Here is a 22734-nt window from a genome sequence, read left to right as displayed (position 1 = left end):
GCCGCAGGGGCCGGTTCCTCCTATCTGGTGACAGTGGACTCCTGAGGAGGGATACCCATGCGCGGTGCCAAGAGCGCCAAGTGGGTCGTGGGCGCGATAGTCGTCGCGATGGCGGCGACTGCCTGTGGCGGCGGCAGCAGTAACGATGACGAGGGGAACGCGGCCGTTGACCCCAACGGCGTGTTCAGCTACTACAACACCGAGCCGCAGCGCGGGCTCATCCCGACCAACACCAATGAGGTCGGCGGCCACTACATGATGGCCAACATGTTCCGCGGCCTGGTGACCTTCGACATCAACAACAAGCTGCAGATGGCCCAGGCGCAGAGCGTCGACACCACTGACAACCAGCACTTCACCGTCAAGCTGAAGCCGGGCTGGAAGTTCCACAACGGCGAGACGGTCACCGCGAACTCCTTCGTGAAGGCCTGGAACTGGGCCGCCAACGCCAAGAACGCCCAGCTCAACTCCTCCTGGTTCGAGGCCATCAAGGGCTACGAGGACGTCCACCCGGAGAAGGGCGACCCCAAGGGCGACACGATGTCGGGCCTGAAGGTCGTCAACGACAACGAGTTCACCATCGAGCTCGCGCGTCCGGTCTCCACCTTCAAGGAGCGGCTGTACTACGACGCCTTCTTCCCGCTCCCCGAGGCGTTCTACAAGGACCCCAAGGCCTTCGGCGAGCACCCCATCGGCAACGGCCCCTACAAGATGGAGGGTTCGTGGGCGCACAAGGTCGAGCTGAAGGTCCGTAAGTTCGCCGACTACAAGGGCGACGACAAGCCCAAGAACGGCGGCATCGACTTCAAGTTCTACAGCAAGGACGACGCGGCCTACGCGGACCTGCTGTCGGACAAGATCGACATCATGTACCAGGTGCCCAACTCCCAGGTGGCCAAGTTCAAGGACGACCTGGGCAAGCGCGCCATCAGCCAGCCGTACGGCGGCAACACCAACATCGCCTTCCCGCTCTACGACAAGGAGTGGGGCAAGCCCGAGAAGGTCAAGGTCCGCCAGGGCCTGTCCATGGCGATCGACCGCGAGACCATCGCCAAGACCGCGCTCAAGGGCAGCAAGGACGCGGCCACCGGCTTCACGCCGAAGGGCATCCCGGGCTGGCAGGACGGCGCCTGTGGCGACCTCTGCAAGTTCGACCCGGCCAAGGCCAAGGACCTCATCAAGCAGGGCGGCGGCGTCCCGGGCAACAAGGTCACCATCACCTACAACGCCGACGGCGCCAACAAGGAGTGGGTGGACGCGGTCTGCAACGACATCCGGCAGAACGCCGGCGTCGAGTGCGTGACCGACGCCAAGCCCACCTTCCAGGAATCGCGTGACCTGATCACCGAGAAGAAGCTCAGCAACCCGTTCCGCATGGCCTGGGTGATGGACTTCCCGAACATCGCCAACTTCGTCACCGAGCAGTTCCGCACCGGTGCCGGCGCCAACGACATGGGCTTCAGCGACAAGAGCGTCGACGAGCTGATGAACAAGGCGGACGAGGCCAAGACCGAGGACGCGGCCAACAAGGGCTACTTCGAGGCCGAGAAGAAGATCATGCAGGACCAGATGCCGGCCATCCCGCTCTTCACCGACCACACCGTCGCGGGCTACTCCAAGCGCGTGCAGAACGTGAAGATCGACTACCAGCGGCAGGCCGTCTGGACCGAGGTCGAGGTCAAGAAGTAACACCGGGACGCTTGCAGTGACGCAGGCCCAGCGACCGCCCTCCCACAAGGAACCGGCGGCCGCTGGGCCCGTCGGCGACAGGAGGAACGATGGGGCGCTTTGTCGCGAGGCGACTGCTCCAGATGATCCCGGTGTTCATCGGGACCACGCTGCTTATTTTCTTGATGGTGTATTCGCTGCCGGGCGATCCCGTCAAGGCGATGTTCGGCTCAAAGGCGGCCGACCCGGCGACAGTTGCGAAACTGCGCCACGACTACGGGCTCGACCAGCCCCTGATCCAGCAGTACTGGAACTACCTTTCCGGTCTCTTCAAGGGTGACTTCGGGCAGAGCTTCACCGGCCGGCCCGTGGCCGACCTGATGGCCGACGCCTTCCCGGTGACCATCCGGCTGGCGCTCTTCGCCTTCGCCATCGAGCTGGTCTTCGGCATCGGGCTCGGTGTGCTCACCGGCCTGCGTCGCGGCAAGTTCCTGGACCAGGCCGTACTGATCTTCACGCTGATCGTGGTGTCCATCCCGGTCTTCGTGCTGGGCAACCTGGCCCAATTCGTGATCGGTGTGAAGTGGAAACTGGTCGCACCGACCGTCAAGGACTCGCAGGACCTCAGCCAGTTGATCCTCCCGGCGGTCGTGCTCGCGCTCCTCTCGCTGGCGTATGTCACCCGGCTGACGCGGACGACCGTGGCCGAGAACCTCCGCGCCGACTACATCCGCACCGCGGTCGCCAAGGGTCTGCCCCGGCGCCGGGTCGTCGGGGTGCACCTGATGCGCAACTCGCTCATCCCCGTCGTCACGTTCCTCGGCACCGACCTCGGCATGCTCATGGGCGGTGCCATCGTCACCGAGGGCATCTTCAACGTCCCCGGCGTGGGCAACACCCTCTACCAGGCCGTCATCACCACCGAAGGCCCCACCGTGGTCGGCGTCGTGACCGTGCTGGTGCTCGTCTACCTCGTGAGCAGCCTGGTCGTCGACCTGCTCTACGCAGTCCTGGACCCGAGGATCCGCTATGCCTGACAACAAGCCCCCCCAGGTGACCCCGAGCGAGGTCGCGGGCACCGGTCCGAGCCTGTCCGGCGGATTCGCGGACACCTCCGCGGCCGGTCTCGCGGCCGCCGCCGAACTCGCCACCACGGCCGGCAAGCAGACGTCCACCGAGAAGGCCCGCAGTCTCGGCCAGGACGCCTGGCGCGAGCTGCGCCGCAGCTGGCTCTTCTGGACGTCCGGCATTCTGCTGGTCCTGCTGATCCTCATGGCCGCGTGGCCCACGCTCTTCACCGACGTGGACCCGCGCCAGGCCGATCTGCGCAACCACTACCTCACCGGACCGCAGTGGTCCCACTTCTTCCAGGCGGACTGGTTCGGCTACAACGTCCAGGGGCAGAGCGTCTACGCGCGTACCGTCCACGGCGCCCGCGCCTCGATCATCGTCGGCGTCTGCGTGACCCTCGCCGTCACCGTCCTCGGCGGCATCGTCGGCATGATCGCCGGGTACTTCGGCGGCTGGGTCGACACGCTCCTCTCCCGCATCACGGACATCTTCTTCGGCATCCCGCTGCTCCTCGGCGGTCTGGTGCTGCTCCAGGCGTTCACCAACCGCACGATCTGGACGGTGACGTTCGCGCTGGCCGCCTTCGGCTGGATGCAGATCGCCCGCGTCATGCGCGGTGCCGTGATCACCCAGAAGCAGGCGGACTTCGTCACGGCGGCCCGGGCGCTCGGCGCCGGCACGGGCCGGATCCTCTTCCGGCACATCCTGCCGAACGTCCTCGGTCCGGTGATCGTCGTCGCCACCATCGCGCTCGGCGGCTACATCGCCACCGAGGCGACGCTGTCCTACCTGGGCATCGGCCTCAAGGACCCGACGGTCTCCTGGGGTGTGGACATCTCCGCCAGCCAGAAGGACCTCCGCGACGGTCCGCACGCCCTGCTCATGCCGGCCGGCTTCCTCAGCCTCACCGTGCTCGCGTTCATCCTGCTCGGCGACGCGGTGCGCGACGCCCTCGACCCCAAGCTGCGCTGAGGGAGGCGTACGTGACCACCACCACGAAGCCCGCGAACGTCCCCGAGCAGAAGGGGGCGGACGAGGGTCCGCTCCTCGAAGTCCGCGACCTGCACGTCGAGTTCCACACCCGGGACGGCGTCGCCAAGGCCGTCAACGGCGTCAACTACTCGGTCAGTGCCGGTGAGACGCTCGCCGTACTCGGCGAGTCCGGTTCCGGCAAGTCCGTGACGGCGCAGGCCATCATGGGCATCCTCGACATGCCGCCGGGGAAGATCCCCAAGGGGGAGATCCGCTTCCGCGGGCAGGACATGCTGAAGATGTCCGCGGAGGAGCGACGGAAGATCCGTGGCAGCAAGATCGCCATGATCTTCCAGGACGCGCTGTCCTCCCTGAACCCGGTGCTGTCCGTCGGCTACCAGCTCGGCGAGATGTTCCGCGTCCACCAGGGGCTGTCGAAGAAGGACGCCAAGGTCAAGGCCATCGAGTTGATGGACCGCGTCCGCATCCCGGCGGCGAAGGAGCGCGTCGGCGACTATCCGCACCAGTTCTCGGGCGGTATGCGCCAGCGCATCATGATCGCCATGGCTCTCGCCCTGGAGCCGGACCTGATCATCGCGGACGAGCCGACGACGGCGCTGGACGTGACCGTCCAGGCCCAGGTGATGGACCTGCTGGCCGAACTCCAGCAGGAGTTCAACATGGGCCTCATCCTCATCACCCACGACCTCGGTGTCGTCGCCGACGTCGCCGACAAGATCGCGGTGATGTACGCGGGCCGGATCGTCGAGACCGCGCCGGTCCACGAGCTCTACAAGCGCCCGGCCCACCCGTACACCCGGGGCCTGCTCGACTCGATCCCGCGCCTGGACCAGAAGGGCCAGGAGCTCTACGCGATCAAGGGTCTGCCGCCCAACCTGCTGCACATCCCGGCCGGTTGCGCCTTCAGCCCCCGCTGCCCCAAGGCGCAGGACATCTGCCGTACGGAGATTCCGGCGCTGCACGACGTGGCCGAGCAGGACGGCGCGGCGATGCCGGGCCGGCGGAGCGCCTGCCACTTCTGGAAGGAGACGATCCATGGCTGAGACCGGCAAGAAGGACGAGGCCGTGGCCGATGCGACGCCCAACGTCTCCGACGTCGAGGTCAGCGACGCGAGCACGACCGCCGAGGTCGAGGCCGTCCTCGACGCCCCCGTCGAGCGCGGCGAGCCGATCCTCCAGGTCCGCAACCTCGTCAAGCACTTCCCGCTGACCCAGGGCATCCTGTTCAAGAAGCAGGTCGGCGCGGTCAAGGCCGTGGACGGGGTCTCCTTCGACCTCTACCAGGGCGAGACGCTGGGCATCGTCGGCGAGTCCGGCTGCGGCAAGTCGACCGTCGCCAAGCTGCTGATGACCCTGGAGACGGCCACCTCCGGCGAGGTCTTCTACAAGGGCCAGGACATCACCAAACTGTCCGGGCGTGCGCTGAAGGCCGTCCGCCGCAACATCCAGATGGTCTTCCAGGACCCGTACACGTCGCTCAACCCCCGTATGACGGTGGGCGACATCATCGGCGAGCCCTTCGAGATCCACCCCGAGGTGGCCCCGAAGGGCGACCGCCGCAAGCGGGTCCAGGAACTCCTGGACGTGGTCGGCCTCAACCCCGAGTACATCAACCGCTATCCGCACCAGTTCTCGGGCGGCCAGCGCCAGCGCATCGGCATCGCGCGCGGTCTGGCCCTCAACCCCGAGATCATCATCTGCGACGAGCCGGTGTCGGCCCTGGACGTGTCGGTGCAGGCGCAGGTCGTCAACCTGATGGAGAAGCTCCAGGACGAGTTCAACCTGTCCTACATCTTCATCGCGCACGACCTGTCCATCGTGCGGCACATCTCCGACCGGGTCGGCGTGATGTACCTCGGCAAGATGGCCGAGATCGGCACGGACAGCGAGATCTACGACCACCCGACGCACCCGTACACGCAGGCGCTGCTGTCGGCCGTCCCGGTCCCGGACCCGGACGCGCGCGAGGGCCGCGAGCGCATCATCCTGACCGGCGACGTCCCGTCGCCCGCCAACCCGCCGTCGGGCTGCCGCTTCCGCACCCGCTGCTGGAAGGCGCAGGACAAGTGCTCGGAGGAGGTGCCGCTGCTGGCGGTGCCGGAGGTCTTCGCGGGCAAGCGGACGCCGGCCGCGCACGAGTCGGCGTGCCACTTCGCGGAGGAGAAGCAGGTGGTGGGGGCGGCGTAGCCGCCCACCCCGAAGCGGCCGGTGGCGGGCACGGTGAACGTGCCCGCCACCGGCCGCTTCCGTGTCGGACGGGACCGGTCCCGGCCTGCGATGGGCGCAGCCCGGCGCAGGGTCATCGAATGGCGCTCTTGTGCGGCACAGTCCTCCGGTGTGCCTCCAGCTCATTGCCGAACTCGGCAACACGGTCGTCGTCGCCCAGCTGCGTGGCCCTCCTGATCCCGCGCTCCCATGACCGGCATTGCGGACACTCGGCGTATGTGGGGTTCAGTAGCGGCCCCCGGGTGTGCGGTGGCAGCACGGGCAAGCCGAAGAGGGGCCTGGGGAAGGGGTAGTTGCTCACGGCCGTCATCATGGGTGCGCGGTTGGCCTACACGGGAGTTGACCGGCCTTGACTACAGTGGGGATCCGGTCAGTCAACCCACTGAGGTTCACGATGTGTGACGATGACTTCGCCGGCCTCGCCCGTCGTGCTCTGCGGGACGGCGGCTGTTCGATACGAGCTGCCGCACAGGCGATCAACTACGACCTCGCGTACCTGTCCCGGGTGCTCAACGGGAAGCAGCGCCCGTCGCCCAAGCTGGCCCGAATGCTCGACGAACTGCTGGGTACAGATGGCGCCTTGGCCTCGGTCGTGCTCGACGCCGACGACCGGTCCCGGGTGGCACGCACTGCCGCCAACCCGTCCAAGCTGGACGCCGGCACCGTGGACGCCTTGGCCGGGGTGCTCGCCGCATACCGGCGCCTGGACGACACGGTCAGGGCCCGATCGGCGATCCCGTCGACTCTGGCCCAGACGCGGGAGGTCGTCCGACTGCTCAAGGAGGCCCGTGGGCCTCATCGTGAGCGACTGGCGGAAGTCGCCTCGGAATTCACCCAGTTCGGCGGGTGGCTGCTCGCCCAGGAACGTCAGGACGCAAGGGCGGTACGGCTTCTGAACGAGGCGGTGGAGCTCGCGGACGAGCTGGGCAACGGCACACTGGCGGCACAGGCGCTCAACTTCAAGGGCTACCTCGCACGCCGGCAAGGGCGTCCGCAAGGGGTTGCGCGCTGGTACTCCGCCGCCGCGCACACGCCTGGCGCGCACCCCGCCCAACGCCTTGGCGACCTCCTCCAGGCGGCCGCCGGTCTGGCCGAGCTGGGAGAGCGGGACGACGCCCTTCGCCTGATCGAGGAGGCGGAACGCTTGGCGGACCCTGCTGCGGCCCTGCCGCCCCCGAAGACCGCCTACTGGCTCACTCCCGAGTTCAACCGCCTGAACATGGGCCTGGCGAACCTGGGGCTCGCCCGGTACGCGGACGCGGCGGACCACATCACGGCGGGACTGGCGGGTCTGCCACCGGAACTGCGGGACGCGCCATGGACGTGGGAGCACCGCGATGCGCTGAAGAGGGCGGTCGAGGCGCGGTGAGTCGTGGTCTCCTCGATCGGGTGACGTGAGTGCTGAAGCCCCGGAACTGGGGTTCGCGATCCGTATGATCCCGAGTATGAGCCTGGAGCGGGTCACGATCACCATTCCGAGCGAGACGCTGAGCGCGGCCAAGGAGGCGGCTGACAGGGAAGGGCTCAGTGTGTCCGCCTGGTTGTCGCGAGCTGCTGAGCGCGCGGCCAAGATCGAAGCAGGGCTTGCCGCTGCGGAAGAGGTGCTGGCGGAGATCGGACCGCCCACTCCTGAGGAACAGACCTGGGTGGACGACTTCATGAACGTGGTTACGCGACCGGCCACCGACGGGAGCGGCGCGTCCGGTCGTGAGGTGGCCTGACGGCTGATGGGGGAAGTTGGATGGGCGCGTTGCGCGCAGTGGTGTACGACGCGGGGATGCTGATCGCTGCTGAGCGATCGCAGCTCAAGGTGTGGCGGACGCATCGGGCGTATCTGACGGCGGGCGGTGTGCCGCAGGTGCCTGCTCCGGTCGTCGCGCAGGTCTGGCGCGACGGGGCACGTCAGGCGCGACTGGCTCAGTTGCTTAAGGGGTGCGATGTGGCCGCCACGGACGAGCAGTTGGCCCGGGCGGTGGGCGAGCTGCTTGGCGGGGCGGGCACCGCGGACCCGGCGGACGGGGCTGTTGCGGTGCTGGCCGCCTGGTCAGGGGCGGTCGTCGTCACATCCGACCCCGACGACATCCGGCATCTGCTCGACCAGCTCGGTGAGCGGGGAAAGGAAGTTGTCGTCCGGTCGGTGTGACCGAGGCGGGCATCAGTTGACCAGCAGTGCCATGTCCCAATCCGCCGCTGCGACACCGTTGTTCGCATATGCGTCCAGTGCCAGCGCCACCCCCGCCGCCCCGTCGAGGAAGGCCGGCACATCCGCGCCCAGGGGTGCGTTCGTCGCGGCCGTTCGATAGCCGAAGCGGTGCGATTCGTCGAACTGACTCAGTGTCATGGTCGCGAGTTCGTCGCACGCGGCGGAGATGCGGGTGTCGTCGATGTGGGTGGCCAGTAGCCCGAAGATGTGCAGGAGGCCGGACGTTCCGTGGCACAACTCGGCGTCTTCCACGCCCCATTCCCTCACTGGGCGGGTCAGCAGGGGGAGGAGGGAGCGGTGGGCCAGGGTGTGCCAGTCGGGGGCGGTTCAGGGCCAGGGCCGCCAGTTGGACGGCTCGGGTCATGCCGGGGGTTCCGTAGCACCAGGACGGGCGCTGCCAAGGGACCTCGACGGGGCCGGTGGTCCAGTCGGACAGGGTGAGAATCTGGGGCCAGCGGATGCCGGGCCCGTCCGGGACCGCCCAGGTTTCGAGGAGTGACATCAGGGACTCGATTGCCTCGCGGTGGCCCGGGACGCGGACGCCTGACCGCCAGCACAAGGAGAGGAGGGCCAGCGGGCCGCAGATGCCGTGGGAGGGGCCTAGGTTGAGGTGGCCGTCCGGAAGGATCGTCTCCTGGCCCTTGCGCGGGGCCGCCCAGGTCCACCAGCGGGGGACGCGGCGGTTGCGAAGGGGAGTGTGGCCCCTTGACATCTCCACCAGATAGCGGAGGACCAGGTGGAGTTCGAGGGCCATCGGCTCGCCTCTGGCCAGCAGGTGGCGGCCTATGCCGCTCACGCCCGAGATCACGTCGTATTCGCGGTTGCTCGCGACCGGGCCGTCCTCCGGCACGCGGGGCAGTGCCTCCCGGACCAAGTCGCGGTGGTACGCGTCCATGCGGTCGAGCGCCGTCACATAGCCGCCCGTCGCGCGGTGGGCGATCAGGAGCGCGTGGGCGGCGGCGCTCATGCTGCCGTAGAGGCCGGCGGGCGGGTTGCCGCCGGCCGCAACCGCCTGCAGAGCGCGGACCAAGTAGGCGTGGGACCTTGCCACATTCTGCCGACTGCGGTCCGTGCTGCCGCTGAAGGCCAGCGAGATGCCGGGATGGCCGCTGGCGAGGGACAGGTCGTGCCACAGGGGCTCGTCCGCCGGGCCGTCGGGGAAGCCCGTGTCCGCCTCGACCGATTCCGGGTCCGCGAGCCGGTCGAGGACGCGGGCCGCCGTCTCCCGTGCCTCAGCGCGCATGCCGCCGCCTCCCCAGCTCCTCGCGGGCGATGCCGCGCAGGATCGCGTAACCCCGCTCCTCGCGGTCGAGGTCGATGCCCAGCAGTCGGTTGTGCTGCATGTGCAGCAGGGCCAGCAGGGGGTTGGCGTCCCGGTCCAGGACCAGGTCGCCGTACGCCACGGCTTCCTTCGCATCCGTCCACAGGTCCGTCCATCCGGACAGCCTTCCGGCCAGGGTCTCCGCCGCCCGTCCAGGGCGGATGACCTCCCGCGCCAGGGCCCGGTGCCGCTGGAACGCGGTGTGCGCGGGGCCCTTCGTGAAGACGCGGTCCACCCAGGCGCACCAGTCCCAGTCGCCCAGTGACTCCAGCAGTACGGCGTGGTGGGCCGCGGCCAGCACCTCGTCCGGCAGGTCCGTGCGTGAACGCAGCAGGCCGATGACCGAGAGGCTGTCGAGGTGGAAGACGCGTTCGGCGCGGGGCAGGGCCTCCGGTCCGCCGTAGCGATTCGTCTCCGGGACGTATGTGTCCAGGGTCAGCCCGCGGATCAGGCCGTCGTTCTGCAAGGAGCGGGCCCATCGGGCCAGTTCGGGAAGCGACTCGGGTCCGCCGTGCAGACGAAGGCGCAGGTGCGGGTCCGGGTCGCGGTAGCGGAGGAAGAACCAGTGGTCCACGTGGGCCCCGACGGTCTCCAGCAGCCGCGGCAGGTGCGCGGTCAGCAGCTCGTCGTGGACGTCCTCCGTCGCGTACAGCTTGGCGTAGAGCCAGTCCTCGCCCGGGAGATGGCGTTCGGCGGCCGGGCTCGGGACGGGCGGCGGTGTCACCGGCGGCTCCGTCCGTGGGCGGTGCACCAGGGGGATCAGTACCTCCGTCCGGTGGCCGTGCGACCAGCCCAGGCCCGTACCGTCCGCCGTCGGGTCCTCGACGAGGATGAACGGGCTCCCGCCGCGCACCTCCTGCCGGAGCACGGTCCGGTGCCAACGGTCGGTGAGGTCGAGGCCGAAGCCGCGGTCCTCGCGGACGAGTTGGACGCGCTCCGGGACGCGGTAGCGCTGCCGCCAGGCGGTGAGGGCGGCGTCCCAGCCGGACGGTTCCGAGGCAGCGGCCGCGCGCAGGTGGCGGTCGGGCTTCCAGCGCCTGGGGCAGAGCGTGACGCGGCCGAAGGTCACCCGGGGCAGCGCGGGCAGGTCCTCCAGGCCGTACCAGTCCCAGCCGGTCCATACCCGGGTGCGGGCCGTGCCGATGTCGATGATCAACCGGGCGGCGTCCGGGGCCAGTTTGTGCGGGTTGACCAGGTGCGGGACGATCGGCAGGACGGGCCGTCCGCTCACCGGGTCGGTGAGCCGCATGCCCGCAGCGTCGACACCCACCAGGAGCGTGCGCCAGTCGAGGTGGCCGGGGTCGGTGGGATCGGAGTGGACGCCGACGGGGATCCGGTGCGGGAGCAGACGCGGGACGTGCAGGGGGTTGAGGGTGTGCGGGTCGTGTGGACGGAAGAGAACCTGGGCCGGCAGGTACCGGCCGTCGTCGAGGCTCCCGAGCAGCCCGGCCAGTTCCTCTGTCGTCCCGGTGAGCTCCGCGAAGCGGCCGGCGGTGGCGCCCGCCGTCCACGATCCGGTGTGCGGCCCGGCGACCAGGCGGAATTCGCCCCGGTCCAGGGTGTCGGCGCTGTCGGCGAGGAGTTGGAAGCAGAGTTCGAGGGAGTGCGGGGGCAGCGCCCGGCGCTCGTCCTCGGTCAGTTCATCGACGGCGAGCAGGGCCAGTGTCCCGGCGTCGAGGCGGAGTTCGCCGTCCTCCGTGGCCAGGGCCTCCTGCACCAGCTCGGCGATCACCTTGCGCCGTGCGGTGCCGTCCGGGCCGGCGGGGGCGCCGTCGCGGTACGCCGACGGGTAGCCCAACCCACGGTGGGGGTCCACGAGTTCGCCGAGCGGGATCTGCGCCGTGACGCCGTAGCGGTCGATGAAGGCGTCGCGGTAGTCGCGCATGTGGGGCAGGGCCGCCCAGGGCGGTGAGACGGTCCACATCGCCGAGGCGTAGGCGCGGGCCTCCTCGATGACTTCCGGGGGCACGCTCACGTCGGCGTCCACGCCCAGGTCGACGTGGGCGGGCGGGTTCGCCGCCGGGTCGGCGGAGAGTGCGTCGAGGACCCGGTGCCACGCACCACCGCCCTCGCCGGGCGCCGTCCGCTCGTACGCCCGCAGTGCCTCCCGGGCGCCGCGCAGCCGCTCGGCCGCTCCTGGTGCGGCGGCGACGGCGGCCTCGACGCGGTCCAGGGCCGCACCGGGCTGGTCGATCGAGGTGAGCAGGAAGCCGTGCCGTACGAGCTGGGCGAGGACGGCGTCGACGCGTTCGTCCGGCAGTTGCGGGAAAGCGGCGGCGGCCTGTTCCAGGAGGCGGGTGTACGGGACGGGGGCGGCCGCGGCCGTGCAGACCCAGGTGACGAGGGCGTTGCGGCGGACCGAGATCTCCTTGCGCGCGGGTGTCGCCGTCGGCAGGAGCAGCCGGTTGCCGCGCGTCCGGCACAGGTTGTTGACCACGACGTCGACGCGGCGGCGCACCTCGGGGAGCCGGAGCCACTCGTGGATACGGGCGTCCAGCCAGGCGCCGTCGATGCGGGCCGCCTTGCGGCCGGGGCCGGTGAGCGTGAAGCGGGCAGGGCCGGTGCCGGCGGTGGTGACGCCTGCGAAGAGGCCGAACGGGGTCGGCCGGCCGCTGTGGCGCAGAGCGTAGCGGGTGAGGGAGAGGGCCGTTCCGGCCAGGTTCTTGGGGGTCGGCACCTCGCCTGCGTCGATGCGGCCGAGCGTGCCGGCGAGGCTGCCGCTGGCGACCTGCACTGCCTCGCGGAGCGGTGGGTCGGCGGCGAGTGCGCGGACCCGGGTCAGAGGGTCGGCTGTCCCCGGGAGGGCGTACCGGGTGCGTGGGGCGCCGGCCATGCGGACGAACAGGGGCCCGGCGTTCTCGTAGTGGTCGTACAGCAAGCCGTTCCCCCTGGAGTCGGCCGCGCCGGGGGCGGCGACGGGCGCCGCCCCCGGGTCATCGGCCGGGCCGATCGTTGCTCAGTTGCAGTTCCAGCAGCGGGAGACGTGGCCGTTCCAGCTGTTGCAGGTGGAGGTCGAGCCGACGTACTTGGTGGAGGTGAAGTCCGTCTCCGGGACATTCACGTCGAGGTCGAGGTCCGTGATGTCCAGGGACTCGGAAAGGCCGTCAAGGTTCACGTGCGGCATGGGAATGCTCCTCTACCGGTGGGGCCCGGGCGTTCGGGAAACGAACGTACGGACTGCGAATTTGAGTTCGGTGAGCTCCGCGAACTGGTCAGGACTGTAGAGAGCCGTCACTCCTGAAGGCAAGGGAAAACCTGACCGGATTTCGCCGGTCCGGCACATGACACAAATGTGGACTCTGGTGTTCCTGGGGCGGGTGGTGCCCTGAAGCTCCCGCATACGGGCGGATTCTCCGGCCGGAGGGGCACATTCAGCGTTTGTGGGAGTGCACCGAGTGATCGCATCGGTGATATTTGGCCGTACCCGATACCCGGCATCCAGGAGGCAGCCCATGCGAGGAGGCGCGCGGACGTGGGTCGCCGTGGTCGTCCTCGTGGGGTCTCTGGCCGCGGCCGCCGCGGGCTGCGGCGGTGGTACCGGGGCCCGGTGCCCGGGGTCGTGCGGGCGTCCTGGGGGGATCCGCAGAACCCGTTGGAGCCGGCCAATACCAACGAGGTCCAGGGCGGGAAGGTACTGGACCTCATCTTCCGGGGGCTGAAGAAGTACGACCCGACGACCGGCGCCGCCGTCGACATGCTGGCCGAGAAGATCGAGTCGAAGGACGCGCAGAACTTCACCGTCAAGGTGAAGGGCGGGTGGACGTTCAGCAACGGTGAGCCGGTCACGGCGCGTTCGTTCGTCGATGCGTGGAATTACGCCGCGTTGGTCGACAACAAACAGCGGAACGCTTCGTTCTTCGCTTATATCGAGGGTTATGAAAAGGTTCACCCGGAGTCGGGCGAGGCCACTGCGAAGACGCTCTCCGGGCTCGCGCTCAAGGATGCCCGGACCTTTACCGTCAGACTTCGGACGAAGTTCTCCACCTGGCCGGGGACTTTGGGGTATCCCGCCTTCGCCCCGCTGCCCCGCGTCTTCTTCGAGGACCATGCCGGGTGGCTCAAGAGGCCCGTGGGCAACGGGCCTTACGCCATCGACTCCTACACCCGCGGCTCGGCGATGAAGCTCGGCAAGTGGGACGGTTACCCCGGGCCGGACAAGGCCGAGAACAGTGGGGTCGAGCTGCGTGTCTACACGGACAACAACACCGCGTACGCCGACCTCCAGGCCGGCAACATCGACCTCGTCGACGACATTCCCAGCACCCAGCTCCGGAACGTCCGCAAGGATCTGGATGACCGGTACATCAACCAGCCCGCAGGCATCATCCAGACTGTCGTCTTCCCGCTGTACGACGCGAAATGGAACGGGCCCGGGGCGGAGAAGGTGCGCCGCGGGCTGTCCATGGCGATCAACCGGCCGCAGATCACCTCTCAGATCTACCGGGACACCCGTACGCCGGCGAGTGATTGGACGTCGCCGGTGCTGGGGGAGAAGGGCGGTTACAAGGCGGGGTTGTGCGGGGCCGCGTGCACCTACGATCCGGGGCAGGCCAAGCGGTTGATCCAGGAGGGCGGCGGGCTGCCGGGCGGGAGGGTAGGCCTCACCTCCAACGTCGACACCGGCTCCCACCGGGTGTGGATGGATGCCGTCTGCAACAGCATCAACAATGTGTTGGGGGACGACCGGGCCTGCACCGTCAATCCCGTCGGGACCTTCGCGGACTTCCGCAGCAAGATCGCCCAGCAGCAGCTCGGCGGGATGTTCCGGTCCGGGTGGCAGATGGACTACCCGCTCATCCAGAACTTCCTCCAGCCGCAGTATTTCACCAACGCCTCGTCGAACTATGGGAAGTTCAGCGACCGGAGCTTCGACAGGCTCGTGGACGAGGCCAACGCCGAGTCCGACACGGGCAAGGCCGTGGCGAAATTCCAGGACGCGGAGCGGATCCTCGCCGAGAAGATGCCCGCCATCCCGCTCTGGTACCAGAACGGGAACGCCGGCTACTCGGCGGAACTCTCGGACGTCCAGCTCAACCAGTTCAGCGTGCCCGTATACGAGCGGATCAAGGTCAAGTGAGGGCGGCATGGGGCGGTATGTGATCCGGCGGCTGCTCCAGATGATCCCGGTGTTCGTGGGCAGCACCTTCCTGATCTTCTTCATGGTCTACGCGCTCGGCGACCCCGTCGCCGCGCTCTTCGGCGACAAGGCCCCCGACCCCGCCGTCGCCGCCCGCATCCGCCAGGAGCTCTACCTCGACCAGCCGCTGTGGAAGCAGTACCTGCACTACATGGGGCAGGTGCTGACGGGCGACTTCGGCACCGCCTTCACCGGGCAGCCGGTTCTGGAGCTGATGGCCGACGCCTTCCCCGTCACCATCCGGCTGACGATCGTCGCCGTCCTCTTCGAGGTCGTCGTCGGCATCGCGCTCGGCGTCGCCGGAGGACTGCGGCGCGGACGGCCCCTCGACACCACCGTGCTGATGCTCACCCTCGTCGTGGTCTCCGTGCCGACCTTCGTCAGCGGCTACGTCCTCCAGTACCTCTTCGGCGTGCAGTGGGGACTCGTCCCGCCGACCGTCTCGCCGGAGGCGACCTTCGTCGAACTCCTGCTGCCCGGCGTGGTGCTGGGGCTGGTCTCGCTCGCTTACGTGACGCGGCTGACGCGTACCTCGCTCGCCGAGAACGCCCGCGCCGACTACATCCGCACCGCCGTCGCCAAGGGGCTGCCGCGCCACCGCATCGTCGTGCGGCATCTGCTGCGCAACTCCCTCATCCCGGTGGTCACTTTCATCGGCGCCGACATCGGCGCGCTCATGGGCGGCGCCATCGTCACCGAGCGGATCTTCAACATCCACGGCGTCGGCTACCAGCTCTACCAGGGCATCCTGCGGCAGAACTCGCCCACCGTCGTCGGGTTCGTGACCGTTCTCGTCCTGGTCTTCCTCATCGCCAATCTGGTCGTCGACCTCCTCTACGCCGTGCTCGACCCGAGGATCCGCCATGTCTGAGCCGCCGCCCGAGACGTTCCCCCACGAGCCGCGGGACGCCGTCAGCCCCGGCGACGGGGGAGCCGCCAGCCTGGCCACCCGCGAGGCCGAGACCCTGGAGGGCGGGCCCGTACCGGGCACCGCGGCCAGCGCCAAGGCCCGCAGTCTGTGGACGGACGCCTGGTACGACCTGCGCCGCAATCCCGTCTTCGTGCTCTCCGCGCTGGTCATTCTGTTCCTGCTGGTGATCGCGGTGTGGCCCGGGCTGGTCGCGAGCGGCAACCCGTTGCAATGCGACCTCGCCAAGTCCCAGGAGGGCCCGCAGTCCGGCCACCCCTTCGGCTTCGACGCCCAGGGCTGCGACGTCTTCACCCGCACCGTGCACGGGGCGCGCGCCTCCATCACCGTCGGCGTCTGCGCCACGGCCGGGGCCGCCCTGCTCGGCAGCGTGCTGGGCGGGCTCGCCGGGTTCTACGGCGGCTGGTGGGACGCGCTCCTCTCCCGCCTCGCCGACGTCTTCTTCGGCATCCCCATCATCCTCGGCGGCCTCGTCTTCCTCTCCGTCGTCACCGGAAGCTCCGTCTGGCCCGTCGTCGGCTTCATCGTCCTGCTCGGCTGGCCGCAGATCTCCCGGATCGCGCGCGGCGCCGTCGTCGCCGCCAAGCAGCACGACTACGTCCAGGCCGCCCGCGCCCTCGGGGCCGGCAACGCCCGGCTGCTGCTGCGGCACATCGCGCCCAACGCGGTGGCCCCCGTCATCGTCGTCGCCACCATCGCGCTGGGCACCTATATCGCCCTGGAGGCGACGCTCTCCTTCATCGGCGTCGGCCTCAAACCGCCCACCGTCTCCTGGGGGATCGACATCTCCAACGCCTCGAACCAGATCCGCAACGCGCCCCACATGCTGCTCTGGCCCGCGGGCGCGCTGAGCGTCACCGTGCTCGCGTTCATCATGCTCGGCGACGCGGTCCGCGACGCCCTCGACCCCAAGCTGCGCTGAGGGAGGTGGTCATGAACGAAGCCCTGCTGGACGTGCGCGACCTGCACGTCGAGTTCCGCACCCGGGACGGCGTGGCCAAGGTGGTCAACGGCGTCAGCTGCACCGTCGAGGCCGGGGAGACGCTCGCCGTGCTCGGCGAGTCCGGCTCGGGCAAGTCCGTGACCGCGCAGGCCGTCATGGGCATCCTGGACACCCCGCCGGGCCGGATCACCGGTGGCGAGGTGCTCTTCCGCGGCCAGGACCTGCTGACCATGGGCGAGGAGCACCGGCGCCGGCTGCGCGGCGACCGGCTGGCGATGATCTTCCAGGACGCGCTCTCCGCGCTCAACCCCGTGCTCACCGTCGGCGCCCAGCTCGCCGAGATGTTCGAGGTCCACCAGGGCATGACCCGCCGGGACGCCCGCGCCCGCGCCGTCCAGCTGATGGAGCGGGTACGCATCCCGGCGGCGGAGGAGCGGGTCGGGGACTATCCGCACCAGTTCTCGGGCGGCATGCGGCAGCGCGTCATGATCGCGATGGCGCTGGCGCTGGAGCCGGACCTGATCATCGCGGACGAGCCGACGACGGCGCTGGACGTCACCGTGCAGGCCCAAGTGATGGACCTGCTCGCGGAGTTGCAGCGCGAGTTCAACATGGGGCTGATCCTGATCACTCATGATCTGGGCGTGGTGGCGGATGTCGCCGACCGGATCGCGGTGATGTACGCGGGACGGATCGTCGAGACGGCGCCCGTGCGGGAGCTGTACGCCGCCCCCGCCCACCCGTACACGCGCGGACTGCTCGACTCCGTGCCCCGCCTCGACCGCAAGGGCCAGCAACTGCACGCCATCAAGGGGCTGCCGCCCAGCCTCACCGACATCCCGCCCGGCTGCCCCTTCAACCCCCGCTGCCCCCGGGCCCGGGACGTCTGCCGCACCGACCGGCCGCCGCTCTTCGCCGTCGCTCCGGGCCGGGCCAGCGCCTGCCACTTCTGGCAGGAGACGATCCAGGGGACACCCGTGGAAGGAGCGCCCGAATGAAGGCCGACGGCGGGGCGGTCCTGGAGGTGCGCGACCTCGTCAAGCACTACCCGCTCACCCAGGGCGTCCTCGTCCGCCGCCAGGTCGGCGCCGTCCGCGCCGTCGACGGCGTCTCCTTCGACCTGCGCCGCGGCGAGACCCTCGGCGTCGTCGGCGAGTCCGGCTGCGGCAAGTCCACCCTCGCCCGGCTGCTGGTCAACCTGGAGCGGCCCACCGCCGGGGAGATCCGCTACAAGGGCGAGGACATCACCCGCCTGTCCGGGCGGGCGCTGAAGGCCGTGCGGCGCAACATCCAGATGGTCTTCCAGGATCCGTACACGTCGCTCAACCCCCGTATGACCGTGGGCGACATCGTCGGCGAGCCCTACGAGATCCACCCCGAGGCCGCCCCCAAGGGCAGCCGCCGGCAGAAGGTCCGCGAACTCCTCGACGTCGTCGGCCTCAACCCCGAGCACATCAACCGCTACCCGCACCAGTTCTCCGGCGGCCAGCGGCAGCGCATCGGCATCGCGCGCGGGCTGGCACTGCGCCCCGAGGTGATCGTCGCCGACGAACCGGTCTCGGCGCTGGACGTGTCGGTGCAGGCGCAGGTCGTCAACCTGCTGGAGCGGCTCCAGGCCGAGTTCGACCTCTCGTACGTCTTCATCGCCCACGACCTGTCCGTCGTGCGGCACATCTCCGACCGGGTCGCGGTGATGTACCTCGGGCGGCTGGCCGAGGTCGGCACGGACGAGCAGATCTACGAGCACCCGACGCACCCGTACACGCAGGCGCTGCTCTCCGCCGTCCCCGTCCCGGATCCGGAGGCGCGGGGCCTGCGCGAGAGAATCCTGCTGATGGGCGACGTCCCCTCGCCCGCGAACCCTCCGTCGGGCTGTCCCTTCCGCACCCGCTGCTGGAAGGCGCAGCGCGTCTGCGCGGAGGTGGTGCCGCCGCTGGAGGTCCCGGAGCGCTTCCGGGAGGCGGGCGGGCCGGCGGCGCATGTGTCGGCGTGCCACTTCGCGGGGGAGCGGGTGCCGCCCGGGGGCGAGGGGGACGAGGGCGGGACGCCGGCCGGCTGACGTGCCGGACCTGCCGGTACCGTCGGCCCCGTTGGACGCGCCTGGCGCACGCCGCGCACGCGGGGCGCGAACGCTTTCGCGGGACGGAGACAAGAAGGGGTGGGGGCCGCGAAAGGCGCGGCCCGGGGAAGGGGAGGTCCGTGGCGACGGACGAGGAACTGCTGGCGCGCTCCGGGACGGACGCGTCGGCCTTCGAACCGCTCGTGGAGCGCCATTCGGCCGCGCTGCACGGCTACTTCGCGCGCCGGGCGCCCGGCGCCGCGGACGACCTGCTGTCCGAGGCGTGGCTGCGGGCGTACGCGGGGCGCGGCACCTACGACGCGGCCCGCGGTCCCGTACGGGCGTGGCTCTTCGGCGTGGCCCGCAACGTGCTGGCCGCGCACTGGCGCGGGCAGGAACGGCCCGCCGCCCTCCCCGAGGAGACGAGCAGCGACCCCTGGCACGCCGTCGACCGGCGGCTGGACGCGGCGGCGGTCGCGCCGCTGATGCGCCGGACGCTGGCCGAGCTGCCGGCCGTGGAGCGGGAGCTGCTGCTCCTGATCGCGTGGGAGCAGCTCAGCCCCACCGAGGCCGCGGTCGTCGTCGGCATCCCCGCGGGCACGGCCCGCTCCCGGCTGCACCGGGCGCGCACGCGCCTGCGCACGACGCTCGGCCCGTCCGTTCCGCTTCCCCTGACAGGAGAACTCGCATGACCGGGAATGAGAAGGACGCCCTCGACTTCCCCGGCGCGGACCGGCTGCGGGCCGCGGGCCGGGTCGCGCCGCCCTCGCCGGACGTGATCGCTGCGGCGCTGGCCGCGGTGCGGCAGGCCGCGGCCGGGCCGGGGGAGGAGAACGCGGTGGAGAGCGTCGAGCTCGAACGGGAGCCGGTGGCCGAGATCGTCCCGGTGCGGAAGTGGCGGCGGCGGATGCCGGTGCTCGTCTCGGCCGCGGCGGTCGTGGCGGTCGCGCTGGGCGTCGCGTTCCAGCCGTGGTCGGACTCCGGGGGCGTGCAGGGCTCCCCGGCGACGCAGCGGACGGCGGTGCGGGAGCGGGCGGGGACGGCGCCGTACTGGAAGGTGCGGACGTTCCACTATGAGCGGGCGTTCCATGAGGGGAAGGCCGCGAACAACTACGAGCAGACCGAATGGCTGAGCCGCGGGGGCCAGAGAATCCGGACCGGCCCCGACGGCCCCGTCAGGGAGTTGCCGATCAGCGAACCGATGACCTTCAAGGTCTGCGAGCAGCTCTTCACATGGGACGAGCTCGGGAAGCTGCCCACCGATCCGGCGGCGCTGCGGAGCCGGCTCGTGGGGAAGGCCACCGGTGCGGATGCCAGGCAGGGCCTCTTCAACGGCATCGAGGAGCTGCTCGCCGGGTCGCCCGCCGGACTTCCGCTCCGGAAGGCTCTGTTCAAGGTCCTCACCGACGTCCCGGGGGTGCGGGTGACGGCAGGGGTCAAGTCCGACATGACCGCGCGTGTCGGGACCGCCGTCGAGATCGAATGGGACGGCTGGCGCAGAAGGGTGATCGTCGAAACCGATACGTTCCACGTGGTGGAGTCCCGGGACACGGCGCGGGGCAACTCCCAGATCTGGGGGACGGTGAAGCTCCGGGACGGGGAGGTCGCGACCCAGACCAGCTACATCGAAATCGCACCCGCCTGGGAGGCGCCGAAGCCGTCCCCGTCGGCGGGACGCCGCCTGTCGAGGAAGCCCTCGCCCACAACTGGGTGAGGGGAGGCCCGCTTCCGGGAGCGATCCGCTTCCCGGAAGCGGTCACAGCGCTCAATACGGCTGGAGCGTGCTTGTGTCGAGGGTGAATCCGAAGGGCTCCGGAATGTGGACGGCTTCACCGAAAGTGGCCTCTTCGCGGAACCGGTACCGGCCGTTCTCGGGCTCGCTGAACAGGGTGACGTTCTTCTGCCGCGCGTCGACGATCAGGTACAGGGGGATCCCCATCAAGGGGTAGTCCCGAAGCTTGCCGACCCAGTCGTTCTCCGGATTCGACGGCGAGACGATCTCGATGGCGATCAGGGCAAGCTCGGCGGGGACGCTGCTCTCCATGGTCGTCATGGCGGCTTCGGGCAGGTAGGTCAGGTCAGGGTTCCGGACCTTGGCCGTCTGCGGTGATTCGAGGTCTGTGTTCCCCGAGTCGATGTATCCGGCCGGTACGTGACCGTCGAACTGCCTGCGAACCTTGCTCAGGTTGAGTTGGTGAAGAGCCGAAGGCGAAGCCTGCATGACGATGGTGTCGCCGGACAGTTCTGTTTTGAAGCCTTCGGGAAGGGCTCGGCGAGCCGCTTCGAGCAATTCAAAGTGGCGACGGTTCACTTGTCCGATGTCCTCACGGCCTGATCCGCTTGTTGTGGGGCTGTGCCTCCATTGTTCATCCTGGCACAGGCCGCGGTCCTATTGCGCGCCCAGTAGCTCCAGGATCCTGTTGACCGCCTCCAGGACGGGCCGGCCGATGGTGCCGGCCGTCGCCGCGATGCCGGCGATGGCCAGCAGGGCCCGGTGGCGCTCCGGGGGCTGGGCCGTGAGGTCCGGGAGGGTGTCGTCGAGGGTCCGGGCGCTCGCGGGCGGGAGGCCGGTGCGGAGTTCCTCGACGAGCTGGAGCAGGTCCTGAACGGCCGCTCGGACGGCCGGGGGTGTTGCCGCCGTCTGGTTCCTGACGATGCCCGTGTTGCCCGTGCCGCCGTGCATCGTGACGTTGTCGCCGAAGTAGTAGTGGTCGCCGCTCATCAGCTCGCCATCCCCACGTTGCCCGTGCCGCCGTACATGTTGACGTTGTCGCCGAAGTAATAGCTCTGCGGATTGATCGTGATGCTGTCCACCGTCACCTGGAACTCGGCCCCGGGGTTCTCGATCGCGTGGGAGATCCGGCCGACGAGCTGGTCCAGGTGGTGCGGGTTCCGGCTGGTGACCACGGCCGTGGACCGGGCCGTTCGTCTCGACGGCCAGGACGTAGTGGGAGTCGGCCGACAGGACCAGCACCAGCTGCACCAGAAGTAGACCAGCGCGGCGATGACGCCCCACCAGACGAACGAGAGGATTCCGTCGCTCGCGTCCCGGCTGGCATCGCGCCGTCGCGCCGCCGAGGACCGTGAGGGCGATCGCCAGGGAGAGGGTGAGGGCGACGTTCTTCAGGAAGCGCACGGTGGCTTCCTTGCGCTTGGGGTGGAGGGTGAAGGTGTGTACCCGGGCGATGTTCTGCAGGGGGTAGAACGGCCCTGCCGACCCACAACAGCCGCCTGCTGACCCGCAGGTCGATGCTGCGGACGAGCTGTGGCGGGCAGGCGGGTAACGGCGGGGGCGTTCTCCGGAGGCTTGTCATCCGGTGCCGGTCTCCTGGTGTTGCGGATTTCGAGTGGACAACTATTAATCGCCATACAGGAGTTGGGCGCAAGTCGGAGATCCCGTTCGAGTGCTTGAGCTCCGGGATCCGGGGGGCGGGATCCGAGCGCTTACCAAAGGAATGGTGGGTCCTCGGACCCACCCTCCCTCCCCAAGTCGCGCGTATACCACGGGAAGTTCGCTTTCCGTGGTCGGGTTGCGGCGCTCCGTCGTCAGGGCCTAGCGTGTGCGCAGCAACAAAGCGACCGCCGGTCCGGGGTGGCATAGGACCAACACCGAGGATCCGTGGGGTCGTTACACCTCACGAGCATCGAAAGAACAGGTCGATCGTCGATGTGCTATGCCGACGTGACCCTAGTCCGCTCCGCATTATCCCCGGCGCGGAGCGCTCACACGCTCCCCAGCCTGGCCCGTTTTTCCGGTGTCAGAAGCAAACGCCGATGGCTGCCGGGCAAGAGCGCTAAGGAATCGCGACGCGCAGAGAGATGCGACTTCAGCTGCGATCTCTGTGCCGCCCCGGGAGGCGTCGATCTGCGGTGTACACGTCGACACGTGGGAGTTTGGCGGGAGGAGCGCTGCAGCACGGCGATTGGAGCGAGGAAGATCGCTGGCGGCCAAAGTGTGACGCCGACGTAAACGGGCAGCCGCCTGCCTGAAAGCTGGCGCTGCGGAGCTCTCGAAGGACCGGTCGATGCTGCGGAGCGAGTTCGCAGGTACTCAAGAGTGAGGAGGAGTCATTAACCGTTGGTTGACGCGGACGTATCTTAGCTCGCGTTACAAGCCAAGTGCGCGATGACAGCGTGGTGGGAGGGCCCAAACACGGGTCTGGGATGTAGCCATGGAGGAAAACG

The 22734-nt window shown here is 69.4% G+C and carries 20 protein-coding genes and 3 pseudogenes; 15 read left to right on the top strand and 8 right to left on the bottom strand.

All coding sequences use genetic code 11. The features are described from left to right. The first annotated feature begins 57 nt into the window (after nt 1–57). The 8 genes from ABD794_RS14440 (at nt 58) to ABD794_RS14405 (ending at nt 8101) form a co-directional block, all read left to right on the top strand. Nucleotides 58–1689, top strand: a complete 1632-nt coding sequence (locus ABD794_RS14440; protein WP_344963636.1) for a peptide ABC transporter substrate-binding protein — start codon at nt 58–60, stop codon at nt 1687–1689. A gap of 89 nt (nt 1690–1778) precedes the next feature. After that, nucleotides 1779–2705 (top strand): ABC transporter permease, encoded by a 927-nt coding sequence (locus ABD794_RS14435; protein ID WP_344963635.1) that lies wholly within the window; start codon nt 1779–1781, stop codon nt 2703–2705. Then, complete coding sequence (locus ABD794_RS14430) at nt 2698–3711, top strand: ABC transporter permease (RefSeq protein WP_344963633.1); 1014 nt, start codon at nt 2698–2700, stop codon at nt 3709–3711. The genes ABD794_RS14435 and ABD794_RS14430 overlap by 8 nt, the downstream gene beginning before the upstream one ends. Nucleotides 3712–3722: 11 nt before the next feature. Next, nucleotides 3723–4775 carry an ABC transporter ATP-binding protein gene (locus tag ABD794_RS14425; RefSeq protein ID WP_344963631.1) on the top strand — a complete coding sequence of 351 codons (1053 nt, stop codon included), beginning with the start codon at nt 3723–3725 and terminating at the stop codon, nt 4773–4775. Next, nucleotides 4768–5919, top strand: coding sequence for an ABC transporter ATP-binding protein (locus tag ABD794_RS14420; RefSeq protein WP_344963629.1), 1152 nt, complete (start codon nt 4768–4770; stop codon nt 5917–5919). Before ABD794_RS14425 ends, ABD794_RS14420 begins: the two co-directional genes overlap by 8 nt. 433 nt (nt 5920–6352) lie before the next feature. Then, entirely contained in the window at nt 6353–7327 is a 975-nt protein-coding gene (locus ABD794_RS14415; RefSeq protein WP_344963627.1) for a helix-turn-helix domain-containing protein, read from the top strand. 76 nt (nt 7328–7403) lie between these two features. Further along, the gene (locus ABD794_RS14410; protein WP_344963624.1) at nt 7404–7679 is read left to right on the top strand and encodes a hypothetical protein; all 276 of its coding nucleotides are present in this window, start codon (nt 7404–7406) and stop codon (nt 7677–7679) included. A gap of 20 nt (nt 7680–7699) precedes the next feature. Further along, nucleotides 7700–8101, top strand: a complete 402-nt coding sequence (locus ABD794_RS14405; protein ID WP_344963622.1) for a twitching motility protein PilT — start codon at nt 7700–7702, stop codon at nt 8099–8101. Between the two features lie 12 nt (nt 8102–8113). On the opposite strand, the gene ABD794_RS14400 is transcribed toward ABD794_RS14405, so the two are convergent. The 4 genes and pseudogenes from ABD794_RS14400 to ABD794_RS14385 form a co-directional block, all read right to left on the bottom strand. Beyond that, nucleotides 8114–8413: a lanthionine synthetase LanC family protein gene (locus ABD794_RS14400; RefSeq protein WP_344963620.1), complete on the bottom strand. Its 300-nt coding sequence runs from the start codon at nt 8411–8413 to the stop codon at nt 8114–8116. A 121-nt stretch (nt 8414–8534) separates the two neighbouring features. After that, nucleotides 8535–9404 (bottom strand): annotated as a pseudogene (locus ABD794_RS14395) (lanthionine synthetase LanC family protein); the annotation flags it as partial. Continuing rightward, entirely contained in the window at nt 9394–12360 is a 2967-nt protein-coding gene (locus ABD794_RS14390) for a lantibiotic dehydratase (RefSeq protein ID WP_344963618.1), read from the bottom strand. The gene ABD794_RS14390 and the pseudogene ABD794_RS14395, both read right to left, overlap by 11 nt. Nucleotides 12361–12438: 78 nt before the next feature. Continuing rightward, nucleotides 12439–12606 carry a hypothetical protein gene (locus ABD794_RS14385; RefSeq protein ID WP_157868584.1) on the bottom strand — a complete coding sequence of 56 codons (168 nt, stop codon included), beginning with the start codon at nt 12604–12606 and terminating at the stop codon, nt 12439–12441. Between the two features lie 328 nt (nt 12607–12934). Here ABD794_RS14385 and ABD794_RS14380 point away from each other — a divergent pair. The 7 genes and pseudogenes from ABD794_RS14380 to ABD794_RS14350 all read left to right on the top strand — a co-directional run bounded on the left by ABD794_RS14380 (nt 12935) and on the right by ABD794_RS14350 (nt 20263). Beyond that, a pseudogene (locus tag ABD794_RS14380) lies at nt 12935–14559 on the top strand (peptide ABC transporter substrate-binding protein). A gap of 7 nt (nt 14560–14566) precedes the next feature. Beyond that, nucleotides 14567–15490 (top strand): ABC transporter permease, encoded by a 924-nt coding sequence (locus tag ABD794_RS14375; protein WP_344963612.1) that lies wholly within the window; start codon nt 14567–14569, stop codon nt 15488–15490. Next, nucleotides 15483–16469: an ABC transporter permease gene (locus ABD794_RS14370; protein WP_344963610.1), complete on the top strand. Its 987-nt coding sequence runs from the start codon at nt 15483–15485 to the stop codon at nt 16467–16469. The genes ABD794_RS14375 and ABD794_RS14370 overlap by 8 nt, the downstream gene beginning before the upstream one ends. Before the next feature lie 11 nt (nt 16470–16480). Then, entirely contained in the window at nt 16481–17488 is a 1008-nt protein-coding gene (locus tag ABD794_RS14365; protein ID WP_344963609.1) for an ABC transporter ATP-binding protein, read from the top strand. Further along, nucleotides 17485–18549: an ABC transporter ATP-binding protein gene (locus ABD794_RS14360; protein WP_344963607.1), complete on the top strand. Its 1065-nt coding sequence runs from the start codon at nt 17485–17487 to the stop codon at nt 18547–18549. Before ABD794_RS14365 ends, ABD794_RS14360 begins: the two co-directional genes overlap by 4 nt. Before the next feature lie 140 nt (nt 18550–18689). Next, nucleotides 18690–19241 carry an RNA polymerase sigma factor gene (locus tag ABD794_RS14355; protein ID WP_344963605.1) on the top strand — a complete coding sequence of 184 codons (552 nt, stop codon included), beginning with the start codon at nt 18690–18692 and terminating at the stop codon, nt 19239–19241. Continuing rightward, nucleotides 19238–20263 (top strand): hypothetical protein, encoded by a 1026-nt coding sequence (locus tag ABD794_RS14350; RefSeq protein ID WP_344963603.1) that lies wholly within the window; start codon nt 19238–19240, stop codon nt 20261–20263. Before ABD794_RS14355 ends, ABD794_RS14350 begins: the two co-directional genes overlap by 4 nt. A gap of 51 nt (nt 20264–20314) precedes the next feature. On the opposite strand, the gene ABD794_RS14345 is transcribed toward ABD794_RS14350, so the two are convergent. The 4 genes and pseudogenes from ABD794_RS14345 to ABD794_RS14330 form a co-directional block, all read right to left on the bottom strand. After that, nucleotides 20315–20860: a Uma2 family endonuclease gene (locus tag ABD794_RS14345; protein WP_344963601.1), complete on the bottom strand. Its 546-nt coding sequence runs from the start codon at nt 20858–20860 to the stop codon at nt 20315–20317. A 78-nt stretch (nt 20861–20938) separates the two neighbouring features. Continuing rightward, nucleotides 20939–21271 carry a hypothetical protein gene (locus tag ABD794_RS14340; protein WP_344963599.1) on the bottom strand — a complete coding sequence of 111 codons (333 nt, stop codon included), beginning with the start codon at nt 21269–21271 and terminating at the stop codon, nt 20939–20941. Continuing rightward, nucleotides 21271–21456: a hypothetical protein gene (locus ABD794_RS14335; protein ID WP_344963597.1), complete on the bottom strand. Its 186-nt coding sequence runs from the start codon at nt 21454–21456 to the stop codon at nt 21271–21273. The genes ABD794_RS14340 and ABD794_RS14335 overlap by 1 nt, the downstream gene beginning before the upstream one ends. 73 nt (nt 21457–21529) lie before the next feature. Next, nucleotides 21530–21736, bottom strand: a pseudogene (locus ABD794_RS14330) (DUF6232 family protein); the annotation flags it as partial. Nucleotides 21737–22734: the final 998 nt, after the last annotated feature.

The sequence above is a fragment of the Streptomyces thioluteus genome (genome assembly GCF_039535865.1).
The sequence above is the reverse complement of the archived record's forward strand: the minus strand, read 5'-3'. Positions and strand labels throughout refer to the sequence as shown.